The organism is Acidobacteriota bacterium (genome assembly GCA_040754075.1).
Classification (GTDB): Bacteria; Acidobacteriota; Blastocatellia; order UBA7656; family UBA7656; genus JBFMDH01.
The window spans coordinates 14,717-36,725 of the sequence record JBFMDH010000002.1 but is presented as its reverse complement, the minus strand read 5'-3'; the positions used below and the strand labels follow the sequence as shown (position 1 = coordinate 36,725).

Sequence of the window (22,009 nt, the reverse complement as noted above, 5' to 3'; positions counted from 1 at the left end):
TTTCTCAGGAATGTTCAACGCCCATTTCGCCAGCTTTCGCCTTGAAGGCGTAATTCATCAAGCGTCGCTTGCACGGCGCGTTGTTTGGCTTCGACTTCTTCAACGCTTGCCTGGCGCGATACATAAATCGGTTCGGCAATTAAAGTGATGGCTCGCGTAAACGGTTTAGGAATTTGCAAACGATCCCAGCTTGGCAATTCCCAATAATCTTTCACCACATGATGAAAAAGAAATATTGCCGCGCCGGTGTGTCGCGCCAAAGTGACCGCGCCGGGTTTGGCTACATAAGCAGGACCTTTGGGTCCATCAATCGGAAAGGCGACATCGATACCGCGTGCCAGGCATTCAGACATTTCCGCAAGCGACCGCCCGGCTCCGCGCGTCGCTGAACCTCTTGAGGACCCGTAGCCAACTCGTTTAATCAACCGTGAAGTGAATTCGCCGTCTTTGCTGGTGCTCGACATCACCACAATTTTGCGATTGCGCCAGAACCACGTGCCGCTAAATATACAGCTATGCCAGAAGGTAAAAATCGCCCGATGACCGCTCGCATAAATTGCCTTGAGGTGTTCCATGCCGCGCGTTTCCCAGCGCAGCGTCGGGCAAAGCAGTCGAATCAATAGATAAAAGAACCAATCGGCAAGGTAAATGTTTAAACGCGCGCGCCAACTGTATTTTGATAAATCGGCAAAAGCATATAACCGGCGATGAAATTCGACCTCGTTGGTTGAGGAAAATTTATCTCTGGCGCGACGACGGCGGGGTGAAGAATTTGCCCTGACGCTTTCAGGCGCAACCGTAGTGGCATCGGCATTACCGTTTTTTTCATCAACGCTGGAACGCTTATTTTTCACCTCAGCCATTTCTGTGTTTTTCATCTGCTCATAAAAGCTATTCATTGCTCGCTTGTAAGTCAAACGCCGGTAGCCCGCTGCATTGACAAAGCCCGCTAGCGAACGTACCCTGTTTTCGAGCTTCTTTGAACTTTTTCAGTCGCAAGGCGTTTTTGAGTTTTATGAATTTTAACGAATTCCCCGGCATAGATATAAAAGATGACCCGGATATTGAAGTGACGCTGCCCGAAGAAGAACTGTCGATGGGCGCAAGCATCTGGGCGGAAGTTAAATCCATCGCCCGCGATATTATCTTTGCAGCGTTAATGGCGATTCTCATCGTGGTGTTTATTGTCCAGCCCGTCAAGGTCGAAGGCACTTCGATGTTACCGCGCCTGGAATCCGAAGAGCGCATCTTCGTCAACAAAGTTCCCTTCCTCATTCAAGCCTGGAAAGAAGACAGCAAACCGATTGAGCGCGGCGAAATTATCGTCTTCTGGTATCCCGAAAATCCTTCGCAATCGTTTATCAAACGGGTTATCGGACTACCGGGCGAAACCATTCGCATGGATCAACGCGGGCAGTTATTCATTGACAATCGTCCGCTAGATGAACCCTATCTTTCGCCTGACCACAACACCCACCCGCGCATCATTCCTGAAACCTACGTCAAACCGCATTACTATTTCGTGATGGGCGATAATCGCGACGCTTCAAATGACAGCCGCCAATGGGGGTTGGTTCCCGAAAAATATATTTACGGCAAAGCGTTGTTTCGCTACTGGCCGCTCGGTCGCGCCGGAACCCTTGATTAAAAAAGTAGGTAGTAGGCAGTAGGCGGTAGGCAGTTATTTAGGAATGGCTGAGAACCATGCCAGCCTGATGCCTTCTGCAAATAAATATTCCGGGAACATCACAAAGAAAAATGTGTGAACTGCCTACCGCCTACTGCCTACTGCCTACTCTTCCCTACTTGCACGACTGCGCCTCTCGCCTGTAACCTAGCAATTATGCAAGCAATTTTAGCCCTGGAAGACGGGCGCATCTGGCGCGGACGCGGATTTGGTGCGCCAACCGAAACCGTCGGTGAAGTGGTATTCAATACCTCTATCACCGGCTATCAGGAAATTCTTACAGACCCTTCCTATTGCGGACAGATGGTCACCATGACCTATCCGCTGATCGGTAATTACGGCATCAATGAAGCAGACATCGAATCGCGCAAAATTTTTGCCGAAGGCTTGATTGTTCGCGAACTCTCGCGCACGGTGTCGAACTGGCGCGCCGAAGTGTCGCTCGATGAATATCTGCGCCGTCAAAATATTCCGGGCATTTCCGACATCGACACGCGCTCATTGGTTCGGCACATCCGCGAACGCGGTTCGATGCGCGGCTGCCTGTCAACCATCGCAACAAACGAAGAAGCCGTCATCGCCAAAGCGCGCACGGCACCGGAAATGGTCGGTCTTGATCTGGCATCGGTGGTGACCTGCGAAGCGCCTTTTGAATGGACAGATTGCCAACCGCAAGTTTATGGTTCACCGAAACTGATTCACGCTCCGAACCTGGATATTATTGAACCGCGCTTTCAGGTGGTGGCGTTTGATTTCGGGTTGAAATATAACAGCCTGCGTTCGCTTGCCGCGCTCGGTTGTCGCGTTACCGTGGTCCCCGCGCACACCTCAGCCGAAGACGTTTTGGCGCTCAAACCCGATGGACTCTGGTTATCGAACGGTCCCGGCGACCCTGAACCGCTCACCAATGTGATTAAGAATTTACAAAAGCTTTTGGGGCGATTGCCGATTTTCGGCATCTGTCTCGGTCATCAATTGATGGGATTGGCGTTTGGCGGCAAAACCTATAAATTGCCTTTTGGTCATCACGGTGGCAATCAACCGGTGAAAGATTTAACCACGGGTCGCGTCGAAATCACCGCGCAGAATCACGGTTTTGCGGTGGATGCGGATTCATTGCCGCAAGACGCGGAAGTTACCCATATCAATTTGAATGACCATACAGTCGAAGGTTTGCGGCATAAAAATTATCCGGCATTCAGCGTACAGTATCACCCGGAAGCCGCGCCGGGTCCGCACGACGCTTCGTATTTATTCAAGCGGTTCATCACCATGATGGAAAGCGAAAAGAGCACGAGCCGCGCGGTCTGAAGAAGGTAAAAGTAAAAAGTAAAAAGTAAAAATTATTCATCACTTTTTACTTTTTACATTGGAAACTAAGTACAGTGGAAACTAAGTTAGTTGATATTCCTTTAGCGTTCAGAGTTACGCATTTATGCGTGAGTTGCCGTGCATCACGCCTGAAGGCGTAACTCTGAACCTCAAGAAATTTAGTTTCCACTGTACTTTTGCCTTTTGCCTTTTGCCTTTTTACTTTTGATATGGCAACCGCCCCGCTGACAACTTCAGAGATTCAACTCATCCCGCTTGTCGATGCCGATTTCGCTCAACTTGACCTGCTCTTTGATGAACAGTGTCAGGAATGGTTCGATTTGCTGGGCTGGAATTATACCAACGCCAGTCAGTTGATTCGTCAGGTGGTGCGCGACAGGGATTTATCGGGTTATGTTGCGATGTCGGGCAACGCCGCAATCGGCTTTATCTACTACGTTATTGAAAGCAATCGCTGTTCGATTGGCGAAATTTTTATTACCAGAGAATGGCGTGGGCTGGGCGTTGATAAACGTTTAGCCGAAGCGGTGCTCACTTACCTTGAAAAATTTCCGCGTATCCGTCGCATCGAAAGCCAGAGTTTGAGCATTGAAAATCAAGCGTCGCATGACTTTTTAACCGGTTATGGTTTCACCCGGCTTGATAGAAATTACATGTCAATTGCGCTCGACAATTATCAACCGCTTAAAATGTTTCGCGCCGATTCCAACCCTTCAGTTGTGCATCCTGCGCCCGATATTTTCATACGAGCGTGGCGCGATGAAGATTTCAACGCCTCTGTTAAAGTAATTCAAAGTTCTTACAAAGACACGGTTGACAGTCGAATCAACAATCAATACTGCACCGAGGAAGGTTGCGCGGATTTGCTGGCGGTCTTAACTCAGCACGTCTGGTGCGGCGATTTTCTGCCGCACATTGCGCGGGTCGCGATTGACCAGAAGAGCAATAAAATTCTGGGACTGCTGACGGCTTCAAGAATTGCCGACGGGCGCGGACACATCAGTCAAATTTCCGTGCGTCCCGAATATCAAGGCTTGCGCATCGGCAGACGCATGATTGAATCGGCGCTCAAAGAATTTGCGGTTCTCAATTTCAAGACGGTGTCGCTTGCCGTGACGGCTGTCAATAAAAACGCTTTGCACCTCTACGAGTCCTGCGGCTTTCAAACCGTCCACAGCTTTCCGGTTTTTTATCTCGACAGATAGCTCGCAAAATGTGGTTGGCAATTTTGTTTGGTTTACATCGCCAACCACATTATAAAAATTTAAGGCGCGACAACATTCATGGTGACGATGTTCGAGGTTCGACCATCGGGATTGCGAACTTGAATACTCAACTGACCGGGCGCGGCAACCAGCGGCTTGGCGAATTTGCCGACAAGTTCGGTGGCGCTGGCGCTGCCGAGTTCAAGTTCGATGTTGTTGACCAGGAGTTTTGCGCCGGTTGCGAAGTTGGTGCCGCGAACCACCATCCATAATTTTTTCGCTTTGGTGCCCACCAGTACAGGGTTTTGCACATTCGCAGGTTTTTTGAAATAGGCAAAAAACGATTCAATGTGCGGCGACGCGGGCGGCGGCGGTTCAATCACCCCATCGCGCGCGACTTTAAGTACCAGCACATTCGATAAACTGCCGTCAGGATTTCTGACCTGCAAATTGATTGGTGTGCCCGAAGTTGCCGACGCAGGAATATTGACGGTTGCACTCAAATCGAAAAGCCCGTTTTGCTCGGTGGCGACCGCCGCGCCATCAACCAATATGACCGCACCCAATTTCAAATGGCGACCGACGAGATTAATCGGGACGCTTGCCGCGCCCTGTGCCGGAATCTTTGCCGTTAAACCTTTCGGCGCACCGATAAACGGCAATTCATCACTGCCGAGTTTATGTATGCGATAGATGATGTGATGATGTTCATTGCGATTGCGGTGAGGGACAAAATCAAATCTGGCGACATAAATATCGCCGCTTATCGGGTCTATAACAGTATCCAAAGGCCCGTCACCTGGATCAATGATACCGAATTCGGCGACCATTTCATTTTCAATGACGCGAAATCCTGTGGTTTTATCGCCTTCAAGTTTCAAACGGCGCAAATCACCACCCTGTCCGGGGCCTAGACGTTTGTATAAGGTAACGAGCAACTGGTTGGCGTAATCGCCCGCCTGCTGACCCGTGTAAAAAGCCAGCGCCGTCGGGGTGCTGTGCCGGTTGAATAGTTGAATCGGCGCGCGCACTCCCGCACAACCGGCTCTTGCGTCGGGCACCCCTTCGCAAAGCGGAAAACCATAATTGCCGCCCTGCACAACCCAATTGATTTCTTCGGGTGGCGAGGTATCCTCGCCCGTACAATTGGACTGACAAAGTTCACCGGAACCCGCATCGGTGGTGAACAGTTCGCCATTTACCGGATGAAAAGCCATGCCGAAGGGATTGCGATGTCCCGTAGCGAAAACCTCCGGCGTCGGATTAGCCGCTTTAATATCGAACCGCAAGATGGTGCCATTGAGCGGCGCTTCTTCGGGAAAACCCGGTTTCGGGGTTCCCGCATCGGTGGCTGACCCTTGTCCGAAATAGAGCAAGCCGTCTGCGCCAAACCGCATACGATTGGTTTGATGGTCGCCATTGCTTGGCAGCCCGCTTAAAATGATAGTCTGTTCATCCGCGACATCATCGCCATTGGTATCGCGTAGCCTTAGAATACGACCGTCACCGCCCAAAATATTACTAGTGACATAAAGCTCGCCATCGGGACCAAAGAGCAGACCGAGCGGCGATGAAATGCCTGTGGCAAAGGTTTTGACCTGATCTACTTTGCCGTTGTCGTCGGTATCAAGCAGCAAGAGAATTTTGCCTGATAATGTAGAGACAAATAGCCGTCCACGTGCATCAAAAGCCATTGTCACAGGTCCTGTACCCAGGTCTAAAGCAAATTCAGGCACATTGGTTGTGTCGGCAAAAATATTAAAATCAAAGCCACCGGCAACTGTAACCGGTCGCGGTTCAACCTGACTTTGCACAGTTGAAGTTATTGATGCAATGGTAAAAAAAGCGAGAATTAGTGCGGTAATAATTAATTTGGACTTAAACAACGATATACTCCTGATTGCAATTTCATGCCTGCCACGGTGAAATAAGAATTACTGATTGTAAATTCCGAACTTCACAACTGACAATGTGAATTCGGCGCAAAAATTTGCGACTGCCAATAAATCCATCATGCGGTTTACGCCATGAGGTTGGCGGGGCTATATCGCGAATAAAAACCGCTACTCATTTATCACATCCAGTTTGAGTTGATTCGAGCGCGTGCCGTTGGCTCTTACAACCTCAATATTCAAAATGCCGGGCGCAGCCAGCATATCGCGTCTTAGGCGTCCGACAAATATCGGCGTACCGGCGTCCGATGTAGTGTATTCGGTATTCAACTGAACCCCATTAACCAATATGGATGCGCCGACCGACGCTTCAATCGGAAATGCCGAATTTTCAAAAACCACGGCTTCAAATTTTTTGCCGTTTGCTCTTACCGTGATGGGCTGAATGATTTTCCCGCCGCCGCGTTTTCTCACCAATGCCTGGGTGATGGTAAATTCGGTGGTCGGCGGCGGCTGAACGGTTCCCTTGATGCGATAAATCGCGCCGCTCAGCGCGACCACATAAATCTCTCCGGCTTCATCTTCGCCAAACGATGAAATCAACAAACCGGTATCCAGCAATAATTCCTGCTGGTTGTTCACCCACTGAAATATTTCGCCCGAACAAAAATCTGCATAAACATAGGAACCCAGTGGCAACGTTGATTGCATGCCGCGATAGACATAACCGCCGGTCACCGAACAGCGCCCACCGGTGTGCGTGTATTCAAAAATCGGCGGGATGAATCCGCTTGTCATACACGAAGCGGGACCAAGTCCTGTGCAACGTGTGCCTTCAAAAACCCGCCAGCCGTAATTGCCGTTTTTGGCAATGATGTCCACTTCTTCAATCGCGCCTTGCCCGACATCCCCGGCATACAACTGACCGGTCAACCTGTCGAAAGAAAATCGCCAGGGGTTGCGCAATCCATAAGCCCAGATTTCATCGCGTCCCGGCAATGCGCCAAAAAACGGATTATCGCCGGGCGAGGCGTATTCGGTTTGCAAGGTGCGCTGGTCAATGTCTATGCGAAGAATTTTGCCGAGTAAATCATCGATGCTTTGCGCGCGATTGTTCGGGTCATTAGCCGACCCGCCATCGCCCATCGCAATATAGAGATAACCGTCGGGTCCAAATTCAATCATCCCGCCATTGTGATTGGCGGCAGGTTGCGCAACCGTAAGAATAACTTTTTCCGTGAGGTCGGCGACATTCGCGTCGGCGGCAGACGCTTGATATTCGGCAATCACGGTTGCGCCGTCGGTTTGTCGCGTGTAGTTCACGAAGAATCGTCGATTGAGCGAATAAGCCGGATGAAACGCCAGTCCGAGTAACCCCTGTTCATTCCCTGTTGAAAGCACTTTGGCAGAAATATTCAGAAAGACGGTTGGCGTCGAAGCCCCCGGTTGCAAAACCAATATGCGCCCCGCCTGTTCGAGAATAAACAAACGATTGCTGCCGTCGCGCGAATGGGTTATGTAAACCGTGCGCGACAATCCGCCGACCACAGGTTCCAATTCAATCTGCGTGGCAGCGGGCGCAACCGCTTGCGCGTTGATTTTATTTGCATCGGCAAGCGGATTCATCAAGCTCACCATCAATATCAGGCACGAAAACAAAACGACTTTTTTCATACAGCCTCGTTTGATGAAACATCAATTTATTGCGGCAGCCGGTGCTGCAAGTGAGGAGAGTTGGTTGGGAGAGCCTGGTTATTTTTAAAACGTCGCCTTCATTTCAATCGGCTTTTTATCCTTTGCAAAGTTTAGCAATGAACAATTCCACACGGCAATTCTATCTTTCAACAGAATATCGGCATTGGTCGCTTTGATGGGCGAGGGCGCGTGCAAAACGAAACGCATCTTCACCAGCGCCAGTGCCAGCATCTGCATTTTCTGTTCAAATTCTTTGGAATCGCCAAAGATATTGGGGTCCGCTGTTGCGGGCTTTTGCGTCGCGCGTTTGCCGGTCGTCGAAGGTTTGCCGCTCGATGTAGAATTTTTTGCAGGCGGTGGCGTCGTCTTTTTCGACTCATCGACATTGATGAAAAACCGCTCGGTATAGCTTGAATGGTCAGCCTGTTTATCAAACTGTACAGTCCACTCGGATTGCCCGCTCGCGAAATCTTCAATACCGCTTTCGCCGAAACTGGTGAGAATTTTTTCGGTGTCGCGCAATTGCTTGAACTCCAACACCGCATAAAAACCGAGTACGCCGTTTTGTTTGACCTGCTTGGCTTCTTTGAGTTTTACCGTAGGCGGCAGTTTGGTCATGATGTCGCGTTTGAATTTTTCAATCTCTGCGGCGGGGTCTTTATCACCGACCGGAGTCGATTTCACGTCATCCGGCATATCGGGCATGGAAATGTGCAAAACCAATTCCCCGCTGCCGTCGGCATTCAAAAAAATTTCTTTCTCAATCGAAAAACAGGCGGCATTGAAAACGCCAACCAATAACAACAAAACAAATCCCAAAATCCGTTTCATGCTTTTCACCTATTCCTTTGCGCTGGCGGGCAAGGGGCGCGTGAGAATCAAATTTTCTTCAACCATTCTGCCGCCGATTAAATGCTCTTGAATGATGCGCTCCAGCGCGCCGGTATCGCAGGAGTGATACCAGGCGCCTTCCGGGTAAACAACGGCAATCGGCCCCTTTTCGCAAACCTGTAAACAATTCGCTTTGGTGCGAAACACCCCGCCTTCACCCGTGAGATTTAATTCTTTCAAACGCGCTTTCAAATAATCCCACGACTGGAGGCTTGTTTCCCGGTCACAACATTTCGGTTTCGTCTGATCGCAACATAAAAAGATATGCCGCTCGATTTTATCAAGCTGTAATTTTTCGACGATTTTCTCTAATTTTTCACTCATAGACGGTAAAGATAATAAACCACAGAGACACCGAGACACAGAGAAAAACGATGAGGAGATGAAAAGATGAAGAGGTAGTATAACCATCTTCTCTATCTTTTCATCTCCTCATCGTTTTTCTCTGTGTCTCGGTGTCTCTGTGGTGAATATCCTAAAAGTATCTGTAGTGTCCGATGATTTTCCATTCAAACAAACGGTCTTCGACTTTGGTTCCCCAACCGATGTTGTGAACAATTTTAAAGCGTCCCGCTTCGCCGCGCAGGTTGGTTACGAGTCCAATGTGGGTAATGCCGCCGCCCAAATCCCAGGCGACAATATCGCCGGGTTTATAGTCTTGCGGGTTGGTGGTCATCGCCACCGCTTTGCCTTTGCGTTTGAGATAGGTCATCAGGTTGGGAACACGGCGATGATCGATGTTGGTGTCGGGACGCCGGAGTCCCCACTTGTTCGGATAGGTCGAAAAATTTTTCGCCATGTCTAGGTGAACTTCTTTTTGCAAATCAATCCCGACCTTGCGAAAAGCTCGCACCACGACATCCGAACAGACGCCGGTTTCCATCGGCACATCGCCATTCGGATAAGGGATGCGAACATAAGCCGGGTCGTAAGATTTCGTATAATTCACCTGGTCAATCGCCGCATCAATCACTTGCTTGACGATGGGCAATTCAACAACCGCAACATTCTGCTGTTCGCCACCAATTGCAACCGTGTTGCCATTAACCCGCGCCGAACTCTGGCGACAAGCCAGTCCGGAAATGAAACTGAAAACAACTAAAGCACTAACCATCGGTTTAAAAAATTTTTGCGAAAAACTTTTTTTCAAATTCATCAACCGTACCTCCAACCGGGAAGAAGGGATTTGTTTCACCTCTTCACCTCTTCATGCGTCAGTCCCTGGTCAGTTGCCGATATTTGATGCGGTGCGGTTGGTCTGCGGCTTCCCCGAGGCGCATTTTTTTATCGGCTTCGTATTCCGAATAATTGCCGTCGAACCATTCAACGCGCGAGTCGCCTTCAAACGCTAAGATGTGCGTGGCGATGCGGTCTAAAAACCAGCGGTCGTGTGAAATCACCACCGCGCAACCGGCGAAATTTTCTAAAGCCTCTTCCAAAGCGCGCATGGTATTAACGTCCAAATCGTTGGTTGGCTCATCGAGCAGCAAGACATTTGCGCCCTCTTTGAGCATCTTCGCCAGATGCACGCGATTGCGTTCGCCGCCGCTAAGCATCCCGACTTTTTTCTGCTGGTCGCTTCCCGAAAAATTGAATCGCGCCACATAAGCCCGCGAATTCACCTGTTGTTTGCCGAGTTCAATCAGGTCTTGTCCGCCGGAAATTTCTTCCCAGATAGTTTTGTTGCCATCAAGCGCGCGGCTCTGGTCAACGTAGCCGAGTTGCACAGTCTCGCCGATGCGAATCGTGCCGCCATCGGGTTGTTCTTGATTGGTGATGAGTTTGAAAAGCGTGGTTTTGCCAGCGCCGTTTGCGCCAATCACACCAACGATGCCGCCGGGAGGTAAACGAAAACTCATCTTTTCAAATAACAGATTTTCGCCGTAAGCTTTGCTCACATTGTCGGCTTCGATGACGACGTTGCCGAGTCGCGGACCCGGCGGAATATAAATTTCCAACTCGCGCCCGCGTTTTTCGGATTCCTGAGTCAACAAATTTTCATAAGCATTGATGCGGGCTTTCGATTTCGCGTGGCGCGCGCGGGGTGCCATGCGAATCCATTCCAATTCGCGCTCCAAAGTTTTTTGACGGTCGCTTTCCGCCTTTTCTTCTTTTCTGAGTCGCTCCTGTTTCTGTTCAAGCCACGACGAGTAATTGCCTTTCCAGGGGATGCCCTGCCCACGGTCTAGTTCCAAAATCCAACCCGCGACATTATCCAAAAAATATCTATCGTGGGTGACGGCAATGACGGTGCCGGGATATTTCTGCAAATGTTGTTCGAGCCACGCGACCGATTCGGCATCGAGATGGTTGGTCGGTTCATCGAGCAATAAAATATCCGGCTGTTTCAGCAGCAATCGACAAAGCGCCACGCGACGACGTTCGCCGCCCGATAAAACTTTGATTGACGTATCGCCCGGCGGACATCTCAAAGCGTCCATCGCCATCTCCAAACGCGAATCCAAATCCCAGGCATTGGCGGCATCGAGTTTATCCTGCACAGCGCCTTGCCGTTCCAAAAGCGCGTTCATTTCATCATCGCTCATCGGTTCGGCGAATTTGTTATTGATGTCGTCGTATTCTTTGAGCAAATCGACGGTTTCCTGTACGCCTTCTTCAACGATGTCGCGCACGGTTTTCGATTCGTCGAGTTGCGGTTCCTGTTCGAGATAGCCAATGGTGTAGCCCGGCGATACTGCCGTTTCACCGACGAACTCTTTATCGACGCCCGCAAGGATTTTAAGCAGCGAACTTTTGCCCGAACCGTTGAGTCCAATCACGCCGATTTTCGCGCCGTAAAAATAGGAGAGATAGATGTCTTTTAAGACAGGCTTTTTATCGTAGTATTTGCCTACGCCAATCATTGAATAAATAATTTTATTGGGTTCTGAACTCATTGAATATTCTTCAAGCCTCCGAATTATTATTTTGGCAATTCATTAGGCGGCGTGAAACCGCCACGAAATATTAAACCAACAGTATGCGGTTGGCGGTTGATTTTCACAACCGCCATGTTGAGTAGTTTTTTGTTATTGCTTTGAACGGCAGGTGAACGCTAAAAGCGCTATGCGGTTAAGGCTTTTTTCAAAACGGCGATTTGTCCCGCGTGATAGAGGTCGTGTTGAATGACACCGTGCAACATAAAATAGATTGAATAGATTTGCCCGGCGGCTTTTTCTTTCAGTTGTTCATCACTCAGTTTACCGATGGTTTCGCGCAAGGCTTCGTTGCTGATTTTAAGTTTTTCAATCGCTGCCTGCCACGCCGCTTCACTGCCATCATTTGGAAATGCCCAACCTTCTTCGAGGTTTTCGACTTTGCCTTCATCGCCTTCAACGCGCCGACGCGAAATGGTTTCCCAGAAAGCAATGTGCGAAACGATTTCATAGATGCTATGCACACCCTTGATGGGTTTTGCGGCAGCCTGTTCGGCGGTGACGCCTTTGAGTAATTGGATTATCGAATCGCCGTGCCAGGCTTCACCTTCAAAAGCCCGACGTAACTGGTCTTGGATTCTTCTGACTTCGCTCATGATTTCTCCTCAAATGATTTTTTCAATGGGTACGGTAAGGTCGTAAACGAAACGAGCAAGCGAGAAGTTCTCACTCATCGCTTGCTCGTTTCTGAAAACTCAAAACTGCTTACTGCCTACTGCTTACTGATTTTTGGTCGCAGTTGCGGGCTTTGCCGCAGGCACAGGGGTTGGCGTAACCGGTTGCGCAGGCGGTTGAGTTTGCGGCAAAGCTGGCATCTCTTCTTTCTTGAAGCGCGGCAACATTTCGTCGCGCATTGCTAAATAATAAACCGACGCGGCAACGATAATCGCCGCTTTTTTCAAATCGTCTTCGATGATGCGTTCGTAAGTATCGAGATTGGTGTGCCAGGTGTGCGAGCCGTATTCAATCGGGTCTTGACCTAAACCAATCCCTGGCAGCCCCGCCTGATTGAACGAGGTGTGGTCGGAACCGCCAAGTCCGCGACTCTTGGAGGCAATTGCGCCCATCACGCCAAAGTCTTCAAAGGGTTTCAAGGCGTCGCGTAAAATTGCCGCCGCTTCCGGCGGGCCAAATACCGAAGCGCCGCGCGGGCGACCGGTTCCCGAATCGATGTTGAAATAGCCTGCGAATTTTTCGTAATCCGGTTTGGGATTTTCAAACGAACCGAAATGCGCTTTCACATAAGCCTGCGAACCGAGCAAGCCCTGTTCTTCGCCGCTCCACATTGCCACGCGAATCGTGCGACGCGGTTTGACGCCAAGCGCCTTCAAAAGGCGCGCCGCTTCCATCATAATCGCGCAACCCGCTGCATTGTCGGTCGCGCCAGTTGCCGAGTGCCACGAATCCAAATGCCCGCCAAGCATCACCACTTCATCTTTTTTATCCGTACCGGCAATTTCGCCAATCGTGTTATAAGAGGTTTTGCCTTCGGGATAATGGCGATTGACGATGTTGAATTCCAAAGTCACAGGCGTACCGTCCGCTAAAATGCGGGTGATGCGACCATAATCTTCATTACGCATCACCACCGTCGGCACGACTTTCGCGACATCGAATGTGCGGTTATTGAAGGCGCGAATCTGTCCATGTTCACGACCCGCATCATTGACGCGAATGACTGCGCCATTATCGAGTAAAAATTTATCGGTCTGTTCGGCGACCTGCGCGGGCGTGAGTTTCGTCGGGTCGGGCGGTTGTTGCTGCGGACGATTGCCGAATTGATTGGGGCTGGGATTAGTCGGGTCAAAGCGACGTTTGGCATCTTCATCACTCATGCGTTTGGCGGGCGGCGTGATGTTGACCGGAACCACAGCGGTTTTACCTACGAGAACGATTTTGCCTTTGACGTTGGCTTTCTCTTTTTCAAAAAAAGCCGTGAGTTCGGCTTGCGTCGGGCGTTCGGGCAAAACCACATGATAGGTTTGCGCGGTGATCGTGCCGTTGGTGCCCGGCGTCCAGGCGAGGGCTTCGCAAACCAGCGCATCTTTGAACGGCGCAATCGCGTGAGCCGATAATTTTTCATTCAACCAGCCGGGATGACCGAAATCCCAGGGTTCGAGATGCGCATTATCAAATCCCCATTCTTTCATCTGCTTGACTGCCCATTCGGCAGCGGCTTTGTGATTGGGCGAACCAGTCAGGCGCGGGCCATAAACATCTGTGAAATAGTGCATGGTGTGCATGACTTTTGAATTCTCCATGCCCTCTTTGCGAAGGCGGGCATTGAGGTCGTCGCCGGATTGCGCCAATGTCGCAAACGGCATCATGACCACCATTAATAAAAAGGCGATTGCACGGGTTTTACGCATGTTATTTTCTCCGAATAAAAAAGGTGTGAACATCCACTGAGCTTCGATGGGTGATTATACGTTGAATTGAAGGGATGGGTAAACCGCGAGGTTCATCAATCAGAATCGGCGTTTTTCCCATTTCGTATCTGCCATTCTCATCAACGGGATTTTCTCAGGGTCAAAATTTTTCGAGCCAGGTATTTTTCGCCAACCGATTGACACTGTTCGCCTGTAACGAAAAACGAAGGACGAAATCGAGATACCCAAAATTTGTCGAGGCGTATGAAGTCATAGTTCCTTGATTAAAGCAATTCATTGAAGGTTCGCTAACCATCAAGCAGATAAAGGTGAAGTGATTGCTTGCGCGAACTGATTCAAGTTGTTTTCTACTGCTCCTCGACTCCTCACATGGTCAGGTTCGATTTAAACCGTTTGGTTCCCCGCGCGGCGCAAATCCACAACCGTTATATCGCTCAATCGCTATTCGCGAAACGGCGAATAGTTTTCTGTACGACCATTCAGGATGTAATCACGATTTTAATATTTGAATTTCTTCAGGAGAAAAAATGAAACGATTTGGCGCAACTTTTATCGCATTGGTCATGGTAGCTTTTCTTTCCATTCATCCCCTTTTCAACACCTTTGCAGCGCAGGCAGCACCACCACCACTTCAACATTACACGGTAATTGATTTGACGCCGGCGGGCGCAACTGCGGCAACGGCTTTGGGCATTTCAGGAACGACGCAGGTTGGCACGGCAAATTTCCCTGTGCCCGGCGATCCTTCACTGACTGAAACTCACGCAGTTATCTGGTCAGGCAGTGCCGATCAAATGATTGATTTAGGCATCGGCTCGGCTCTGGCTGCCAGTGATGGGCAACAGGTTGGCAGCGCCTTCGGACGCGCCGTATTGTGGAGTGGCACACCCGAAAGCCAGATTAATTTGCACCCCATCATCGCCGAGCAATCCATCGCTACGGGAGTTGCAGGCAATCAGCAAGTCGGCTGGGGACGTTGGAGAGTGGCATGTGTAGAAAAGAAGGGCGCTTGCGGTGGCGGCGATGGCACACGAACCGTCATCCACCCTTTTATGTGGGCAGGCTCAGCCGCCAGCGCGGTTGACATCACCCCTTTTGATTTAGGATTTGGCGCCGGGCGCGCACTTGGCACAGACGGTGTGCAACAGGTTGGTTACGGTCAACAGGTCTTGGGACCCAATGTTTTCAGCGGGCCGTTTGCGGTGGTGTGGACAGGTACGGCAGCCAGCGCCGTGAGTTTGAATCCGCCAAACTCCAGCACTTCGGAAGCCAAAGGGGTCGCCGGTGGTCAACAGGTAGGGTATGCCTATTCTCCAGCCCGCGCCATGCTTTGGACGGGTACAGCAGCCAGCGCCGTGAATTTACACCCGGCGGGCTTTTCGGCATCACAGGCAAACGCCACCAACGGCACACAACAAGTTGGTTTTGCCATCCAAGCAGTCGCCGGTTTAGCCGGTAACAACCACGCGATGGTCTGGTCTGGAAGCGTAGCCAGCGCCGTCGATTTGCACCAGTTTCTGCCATTTGGATACATCAGTTCGACAGCCAACGCCATTGATGCAGCGGGCAACATCGTCGGCACAGCAACTACGACGAGCGGAAATACCCGCGCCATTATGTGGGTGCCAAGCACAGGCGCTGAAATTTATGCGCAATCTCTGGCGCTCGGTCAAGTGGTTCTCAGAGCCGGCGCATCAACGCAAGCTACGGTAACGCTCAATCAACCAGCTCCGGCAGGCGGCGCAACCGTCAATGTCGCAAATTACATCACGCAACAGGGCACCAATCCAATTCCATTTTCAATAAGCGTGCCCGCGAGCGTCACCGTTCCCGAAGGTCAAACCAGCGCCAGTTTTCCTGTGACCACCAGTCTCTTGAGTGTCACTGGATTCACCCGTACTTATCTGGTCAGCATTCAAGCGGGCTTTGGTGACACCGTGCAATCCGCAGTAATGGCGGTCACACCACCGCTATTTTTATCAACCCTCGCGCTCACCTTTGACAATATCGTCGGTGGCGCCAATGTGACGGGAACGGTTACCTTGAACGGCGCAGCCCCCGCAGAAGGCGCGCAGGTTACGCTATCGAGCAACAATGCTGCGGCGATTGTTCCGCCGAGCGTATTGGTGAATCCCGGTCAGACCTTTGCAACCTTCACGATACAGACCAGCGTAGTTACCACCTTTACCAACGTGACGATTTCGGCAACCTATGGCATTCCGCTTCCGGCAACCCAAACCGCGACGCTCGCGCTTGGTCCTGAACCGACCGATACAGACACTGTCGCCATTCAAAAAGCCGATTATGTGGTTTCAAAAGGTGAACTCATCGTGCAGGCTACGAGCACCAGTCAATTCGCCAATCTCGATGTTTATGTGACCGCTACCGGTGAACTGATTGGGTCACTTATCAACAAAGGCGCGGGGTCATATGCAGGCAAGTTCATCTGGGCAACCAATCCGCAAAACATCACTGTAGTGAGCAGCTTGTCCGGCAGAGCCAGTCTCGCGGTCAATGCAAAATAATTTCACTTAACATCAAACACTGCACAAGCCACAGAGTCGCAAGGCAACGCTGACTCTGTGGCTTTTTTATTTGCAGATTGCCAATTCAAACGGCAATGCCAATGCAATCGGCATTGGTCAAGCGTAGGACGCAGACGACAATTTATAGTCACATTAAACTAAAAAAAGGCTGGCGTTTTTTTGATTTAAACGCCAGCCGAATAACCTCAATCTAAAGGGAATTTTATTTTTGCTTTGCTACATCAAGGAGTTGTTTTAATCACCGGGAACGAACTTGGGTTTCGATAGGTCCGGGGTAATCTCATCGCTTGCCGTAACTTTTTCAGGTCTGGTAAACGAATGCCCCGTAACCAAACCCAGGATGAAGTAACCAAGCGCCACAATACCGATGGCAAACAGCGAATCGCCGACCACCCGCATCCAGCGCAAGTTGTTCATCAATCCGGTCTGTAAAAATTCCGCCGAACGCGCATACCATGTCCCTACTTCAACCGCTGCCCAGGTCTGCATTAAACCGATGGGCAAGAGACTAAATAAAACCATTGCCGCAAGCCCGCCGTTAATCGTCCAAAACGCCACTTTGAGGGGCCATTCTTTCCACACCTGAGCCGATTTCAAACCGCGCAGGCAGAACAGCATCAGTCCGATTCCCAGCATGCCATACACACCAAAGAGCGCCGTGTGACCATGCACAGGCGTGGTATTCAAGCCCTGCATATAATAGAGCGCCACCGGCGGGTTGATGAGAAATCCGAAAAGCCCCGCGCCGACGAAATTCCAGAACGCTACTGCGATAAAGAAATAAATGGGCCAACGATAAGTCGCCATCCACGCTTTCACGCGCGACAATCTGATGTTTTCCCAGGCTTCAAAACCGATGAGCACCAGCGGCACGATTTCAAGCGCGCTGAAGACCGCGCCCAATGCCAGCACATAATCGGGCGTCCCGGCAAAATAGAGGTGATGGAAGGTGCCGATAATCCCGCCCGACAAAAAGATGACCGTCGAAAACAGCACGCTGCGCGTCGCGGTGGCCACCGATAACAATTTCAATCGCGTGAACAGAAAAGCAATCACGACGGTTGCGAAAACTTCAAAGAAACCTTCGACCCACAGATGAACCACCCACCAGCGCCAGTATTCTGCGGTCAGCAAATGGCTGCGTTGCCCGTACATCAAGCCCGCCGCATAAAAAAGCGGTATGGCAATGCTGGCGATTAAAAAGAGCATCAACAGCGGTCGGCTCTCGCTGCGTTTCATCAAAGCAGGCTTGAGCGCCCGCCACATTAAAAAGAGCCAGAACAACAGTCCAACAAAAAGCAGAATTTGCCAGAAGCGTCCGAGGTCAACATATTCGTAACCTTGCGAGCCGAACCAGAACCAGTATTTGCCCAGGTATTGTTTAATGCCGAGCCATTCGCCGCCGAGGCTGCCAACGACCACCAACACCACCGCTACATAAAGAAGATTGACCAGGAGTTTTTGCCCTTTGGGTTCATAACCGCTGACCGCCGGCGCAACATAAAGCCCGGTGGCAAGCCAGGAGGTCGCTATCCAGAAAAGTCCCAGTTGTGTATGCCAGGTGCGCGCCACCGAATAAGGCAACCACTGGTCGAGCGGAATGCCGTAAAACCCCGATCCTTCGACGCCATAATGCGCAGCAATCGCGCCGAGTCCGACCTGCGCAATAATCAGCGCCGCCACCGTGTAAAAATATTTCATCGTGGCGCGTTGCGAAGGCAACATCTTCCAGCCAAGCAGCGGGTCTTTTGTCGGAACCTCGCTATGCACGGGTTCTTTTTCCTGCGAACCGAAATACCACACCATGCCGCCGACGCCCGCCAGTAAGAGCACGAAGCTAATCACGCTCCAGACCACCGCCGAGCCGGTGATTTTGTTGCCGACTAAGGGTTCGTGCGGCCAGTTCTGGGTGTAGGAAACCGTTGAGTCCGGGCGGTTGGTCGAAGCCGCCCACGATGTCCACCAGAAAAATGCGGTCATTTCCCGCGCTTTTGTGGCATCGGTCAAAGCGCCGCGCGGGATGGCATATTCGTCACGCCCCTGGGAAAAAATATTCGCGTAGTAGGTATTCAACGCTTCAAACGCTTCGGCGCGTTCGCTGCTTATGGTAATGCGCCCGGTCGCCCCGTCATAAGTATTGGTGCGCATTTCGGTTTCAAGCCGCGCCCGAAGCGCTGCCTGCTCTTCCGGCTTTAAAGATTCAAAACTCTCTGCGCCGGTCTGCTTTGCCCACTTGTCGAGCATAAAAACCGACTCGCGATGCAGGTAATCGGCTGACCAGTCGGGGGCGACATAAGCGCCATGCCCCCAGATGGAACCGACCTCCTGACCGCCAAGCGATTGCCACACGCCTTGCCCGTTTTGAATATCATTGAATTCAAAAAGGACACGGTTATCCGCTTTGACAACTTGCTGCGGGATAGGCGGGGCATTCTGAATCGCCTTATAGCCGAAGCCACCAAGGATGGCAAAGGAGATGACGATGACGATTGCGAAGGCTATCCAGAGCTTTTTATATTGCATATGAACTCCCTTTATAAATTAAAATAATCGAGCATTTATGAACTCAAGGCTGGTGACAGTGCAATCAATATGCCGCACCGATTTGTGGAGTTTCAGGTCTTGATTACTTCCTGTTTGAGTAATTTCACACACCTTATCGCAGGCTTACGGGTGATATTTCGCGCCTGAGAACCTTGGGGATTGAGGGTAATTTTACGCTATGAAGACAAATGGACAACAATATCCTTTTTAGTAACGCTTCAAAAAATACATCTAAAAACAAGCCGCTTTCAGGTTAGGCAGGTGAAGCTTTGAGAGGATTCAATTGTCAGGGCAACCTCCAAAGGAAATTGCAACGTGTGATTTGAAAACCGGTGCAGACTAGCGATTTACACCAATGAATTTTATTTCACATCGCGCGCCAGACGGATGCCGCTGAACTGCCAACGCATTTCGGGTTGAAAGAAATTGCGGTAGCTTGTGCGAATGTGCGAAAGCGGGGTGGCGCACGAACCGCCTCTTAACACCATTTGATTGCACATGAATTTGCCGTTGTATTCGCCAAGCGAACCACTGCGTGGCTGAAATCGCGGATAAGGGGAATATGGACTCGCCGTCCACTCCCACACATCGCCAGACAGTTGCTGTGGCGCATCGGTTGAATTGTGAGTTGCGGGAACCGGATGCAAAAAACCGTTTTCAACAAAATTGCCGGCGATGGGCAGTTCGGAAGCCACCGCTTCCCATTCAAACTCGGTCGCCAGTCTCGCCTCAGCCCAACGCGCAAAGGCATCGGCTTCGTAAAAACTCACGTGAGAGACCGGCTCGGCTAAATTAAGTTTGCGAAATCCCGAAAGCGTATGCGCAAACCACCCGCCGTCTTCCATCTGCCAGTAAAGCGGCGCTTGCCAACCCTGTCGCTGCACCGTGTCCCACCCATCCGAGAGCCAGAATTCGGGGCGCGAGTAGCCACCATCGTTCATAAATTCCAGATACTCGCCATTGGTCACCAGGCGCGATGCCAGTTCAAAGGCTTCGACGAAGAAGCGATGGCGCGGCTCTTCGTTATCGAAGGCGAAATCGTCGCCCTCGTGCCCAATCAAATGAATGCCTTCTTCGTAAGCGTGCCAACGAAGTGGCGCAACCCCAGTAGACTCAACCTCGGCGCGTTCACGATAAACCGGATGCAAGGGGTTGAATGAAAACAGATGTTTGAGGTCTGTGAGAATCAATTCCTGGTGTTGCTGTTCATGGTGCAAGCCGGTTTCAAAAATGACTTTGAGTAAACCGGCTAAATTTTCTCGCTCGCGCAAAAATCTGACCATCTGTTCATTGACATAGTCGCGATACCGGTAAACCTCCGCGAGGCTCGGACGCGAAATCAATCCGCGCTGTGGGCGCGAAAATTGTTCGCCAACGGATTTGTAATACGAGTTGTAGAGCACGCGAAACTCCGTATGAAAATGCCTATAGTTTGCAACTTCGCGTTCAAGAATAAAGGTTTCAAAAAACCAACTGGTATGGGCGAGATGCCATTTCGCGGGACTACAGAATTCTACGGATTGCACAATGGCATCTTCGGGCGAAAGCGGCGCGCAGAGTTTTTCTGTCGCTTCACGGATTTTTAGAAAACGGGTTGCCGCATCGGCTGGCGACTCAGAGATTGATTGCGGATGAACAGTTGAACTCACGAGCGGTGACCTCCTACTTATCCAAACCATAATTGGTCAGCGAGTTTGCGCTTAAACATCTCGCTTCTGACAAAACTTTTTAAACTGTCGTTATGCATTGTGCCAAATTTTTTTTCGAGGCGCGAAATGAAATGCCTTCTAATGACGAGGTAGACAGTCAGGGGCGGGTACGCTCATCAACGTATTCCGCCCGCCTGCGGACAAGTTTACTTTATTCGATTTTTTTAAACTGAAATGTTCTGCCGCCCTGTTTCAAGGTGACGCCGGTGGCTTTGTCATTTTCCAAATTGAATTCAAAGGTCGCGCCGTCAAATTCGATAATCGTGAAGGTCGTCTTGCTGATTGCGCCGACTGTAAAGGGGCCTTGCCCTTTGATCTGCCCGACGAATTTTCCGTCCTTTACCGTGAAGGTCAATTCGCCAACCTGTTCGTGTTTATACATGCCCGCATAAGTTTTCAACACTTCATCACCGATAGTTTGAAAGGGCACCGCGCCGGCTTTTTTCAAAGCTTCAGCAATCTCAGTTTTATTATCGGCATTGGCTCTGGTAATCGCTTTGGTCATCGCGCCTGAAGATGCGCCGCCTTTGTCCAAAACGGTTTTGACGAGTTCCGGCGAGCTTTTATCAACAGCCAAAGCGAGCGCCGCATCCTTTTCTTTCGAGCCTTTTTCAATTAACAGCTTTACCGCCCCTACATTCCCTTTATCGACCGCCCAGGTCATCGGGGTTGCGCCATAAAAGGTGTCTTTTACATTGGGGTCAGCGCCACGTTCAAGAAGCAGTTTAATCAATTCCAGATTGCCTCTGTCGCAGGCGTAAAAAAGCGCCGTCGCGCCATAACGGGTTTTCGTGTTGACATCCGTACCCTTATCTAAAAAGGTTTTAACTGCGGCAATATCGCCGCGCCTGGCAGCGGCAAAAAAATCTTCATCGGTGTTTTGCGCTGTCTTGTCCTGCGCAAAAGTCATGGTTGATAACAACAAGGTAAAAAGTAAAATGGCGAGGCGTGAGTTCAACATCTGTTTGACTCCTTCTATCCTTAAAGCTTGGCTGGGCAATGGTGCATCGCACCGGCGTTCAACATAACGCCACAAATATTACATTTGTTCTCGCGTATTAAGCTTGACGCAAACAAGCGCACAATAATATCTTGAACTCATTGCGGTCAAGGCAATGTCAACCCCAGTGGACTACCAGCCGACAGTTTTGACGTTGTAAAAGCGAGGCAAAAGTCATAAGC

General features: G+C 50.5%; 16 protein-coding genes. 4 read left to right on the top strand and 12 right to left on the bottom strand.

The features are described from left to right. Positions 1-14 precede the first annotated feature (14 nt). Positions 15-878, bottom strand: coding sequence for a lysophospholipid acyltransferase family protein (locus AB1757_02265; protein MEW6125863.1), 864 nt, complete (start codon positions 876-878; stop codon positions 15-17). A 137-nt stretch (positions 879-1,015) separates the two neighbouring features. On the opposite strand from AB1757_02265, the gene lepB reads away from it, so the two are divergent. The 3 genes from lepB (at position 1,016) to AB1757_02250 (ending at position 4,224) form a co-directional block, all read left to right on the top strand. Next, positions 1,016-1,648 carry a signal peptidase I gene (lepB, locus tag AB1757_02260; GenBank protein ID MEW6125862.1) on the top strand — a complete coding sequence of 211 codons (633 nt, stop codon included), beginning with the start codon at positions 1,016-1,018 and terminating at the stop codon, positions 1,646-1,648. A 195-nt stretch (positions 1,649-1,843) separates the two neighbouring features. Then, positions 1,844-2,998, top strand: a complete 1,155-nt coding sequence (carA, locus tag AB1757_02255; protein ID MEW6125861.1) for a glutamine-hydrolyzing carbamoyl-phosphate synthase small subunit — start codon at positions 1,844-1,846, stop codon at positions 2,996-2,998. Between the two features lie 230 nt (positions 2,999-3,228). After that, positions 3,229-4,224, top strand: a complete 996-nt coding sequence (locus AB1757_02250; GenBank protein MEW6125860.1) for a GNAT family N-acetyltransferase — start codon at positions 3,229-3,231, stop codon at positions 4,222-4,224. A 59-nt stretch (positions 4,225-4,283) separates the two neighbouring features. Here AB1757_02250 and AB1757_02245 read toward each other — a convergent pair whose 3' ends face one another. The 8 genes from AB1757_02245 to AB1757_02210 all read right to left on the bottom strand — a co-directional run bounded on the left by AB1757_02245 (position 4,284) and on the right by AB1757_02210 (position 14,007). Continuing rightward, positions 4,284-6,110 carry a PQQ-dependent sugar dehydrogenase gene (locus AB1757_02245; protein ID MEW6125859.1) on the bottom strand — a complete coding sequence of 609 codons (1,827 nt, stop codon included), beginning with the start codon at positions 6,108-6,110 and terminating at the stop codon, positions 4,284-4,286. A gap of 177 nt (positions 6,111-6,287) precedes the next feature. After that, positions 6,288-7,790, bottom strand: coding sequence for a PQQ-dependent sugar dehydrogenase (locus AB1757_02240; protein ID MEW6125858.1), 1,503 nt, complete (start codon positions 7,788-7,790; stop codon positions 6,288-6,290). Between the two features lie 84 nt (positions 7,791-7,874). Beyond that, a complete protein-coding gene (locus AB1757_02235; GenBank protein ID MEW6125857.1) occupies positions 7,875-8,642 on the bottom strand; it encodes a hypothetical protein in 768 nt (255 codons plus the stop codon). A gap of 9 nt (positions 8,643-8,651) precedes the next feature. Next, positions 8,652-9,026 (bottom strand): (2Fe-2S) ferredoxin domain-containing protein, encoded by a 375-nt coding sequence (locus AB1757_02230; protein MEW6125856.1) that lies wholly within the window; start codon positions 9,024-9,026, stop codon positions 8,652-8,654. Between the two features lie 151 nt (positions 9,027-9,177). After that, positions 9,178-9,858, bottom strand: coding sequence for a DUF1287 domain-containing protein (locus AB1757_02225; protein MEW6125855.1), 681 nt, complete (start codon positions 9,856-9,858; stop codon positions 9,178-9,180). 58 nt (positions 9,859-9,916) lie between these two features. Next, positions 9,917-11,599: an energy-dependent translational throttle protein EttA gene (ettA, locus tag AB1757_02220; protein ID MEW6125854.1), complete on the bottom strand. Its 1,683-nt coding sequence runs from the start codon at positions 11,597-11,599 to the stop codon at positions 9,917-9,919. A gap of 167 nt (positions 11,600-11,766) precedes the next feature. Beyond that, complete coding sequence (locus tag AB1757_02215) at positions 11,767-12,234, bottom strand: DinB family protein (GenBank protein MEW6125853.1); 468 nt, start codon at positions 12,232-12,234, stop codon at positions 11,767-11,769. A 123-nt stretch (positions 12,235-12,357) separates the two neighbouring features. Then, positions 12,358-14,007 (bottom strand): M20/M25/M40 family metallo-hydrolase, encoded by a 1,650-nt coding sequence (locus tag AB1757_02210; GenBank protein ID MEW6125852.1) that lies wholly within the window; start codon positions 14,005-14,007, stop codon positions 12,358-12,360. Positions 14,008-14,555: 548 nt separating this feature from the next. Here AB1757_02210 and AB1757_02205 point away from each other — a divergent pair. Continuing rightward, positions 14,556-16,553 carry a hypothetical protein gene (locus tag AB1757_02205; GenBank protein ID MEW6125851.1) on the top strand — a complete coding sequence of 666 codons (1,998 nt, stop codon included), beginning with the start codon at positions 14,556-14,558 and terminating at the stop codon, positions 16,551-16,553. A gap of 255 nt (positions 16,554-16,808) precedes the next feature. Here the strand turns inward: AB1757_02205 and AB1757_02200 are convergent, their stop codons facing one another. From AB1757_02200 to AB1757_02190, 3 genes are all read right to left on the bottom strand, one after another. Beyond that, a complete protein-coding gene (locus AB1757_02200; GenBank protein ID MEW6125850.1) occupies positions 16,809-19,097 on the bottom strand; it encodes a nitric-oxide reductase large subunit in 2,289 nt (762 codons plus the stop codon). A gap of 383 nt (positions 19,098-19,480) precedes the next feature. Continuing rightward, positions 19,481-20,767, bottom strand: coding sequence for an ergothioneine biosynthesis protein EgtB (gene egtB / locus AB1757_02195; GenBank protein ID MEW6125849.1), 1,287 nt, complete (start codon positions 20,765-20,767; stop codon positions 19,481-19,483). 211 nt (positions 20,768-20,978) lie between these two features. Then, positions 20,979-21,788, bottom strand: coding sequence for an ankyrin repeat domain-containing protein (locus AB1757_02190; GenBank protein ID MEW6125848.1), 810 nt, complete (start codon positions 21,786-21,788; stop codon positions 20,979-20,981). Positions 21,789-22,009 lie beyond the last annotated feature (221 nt).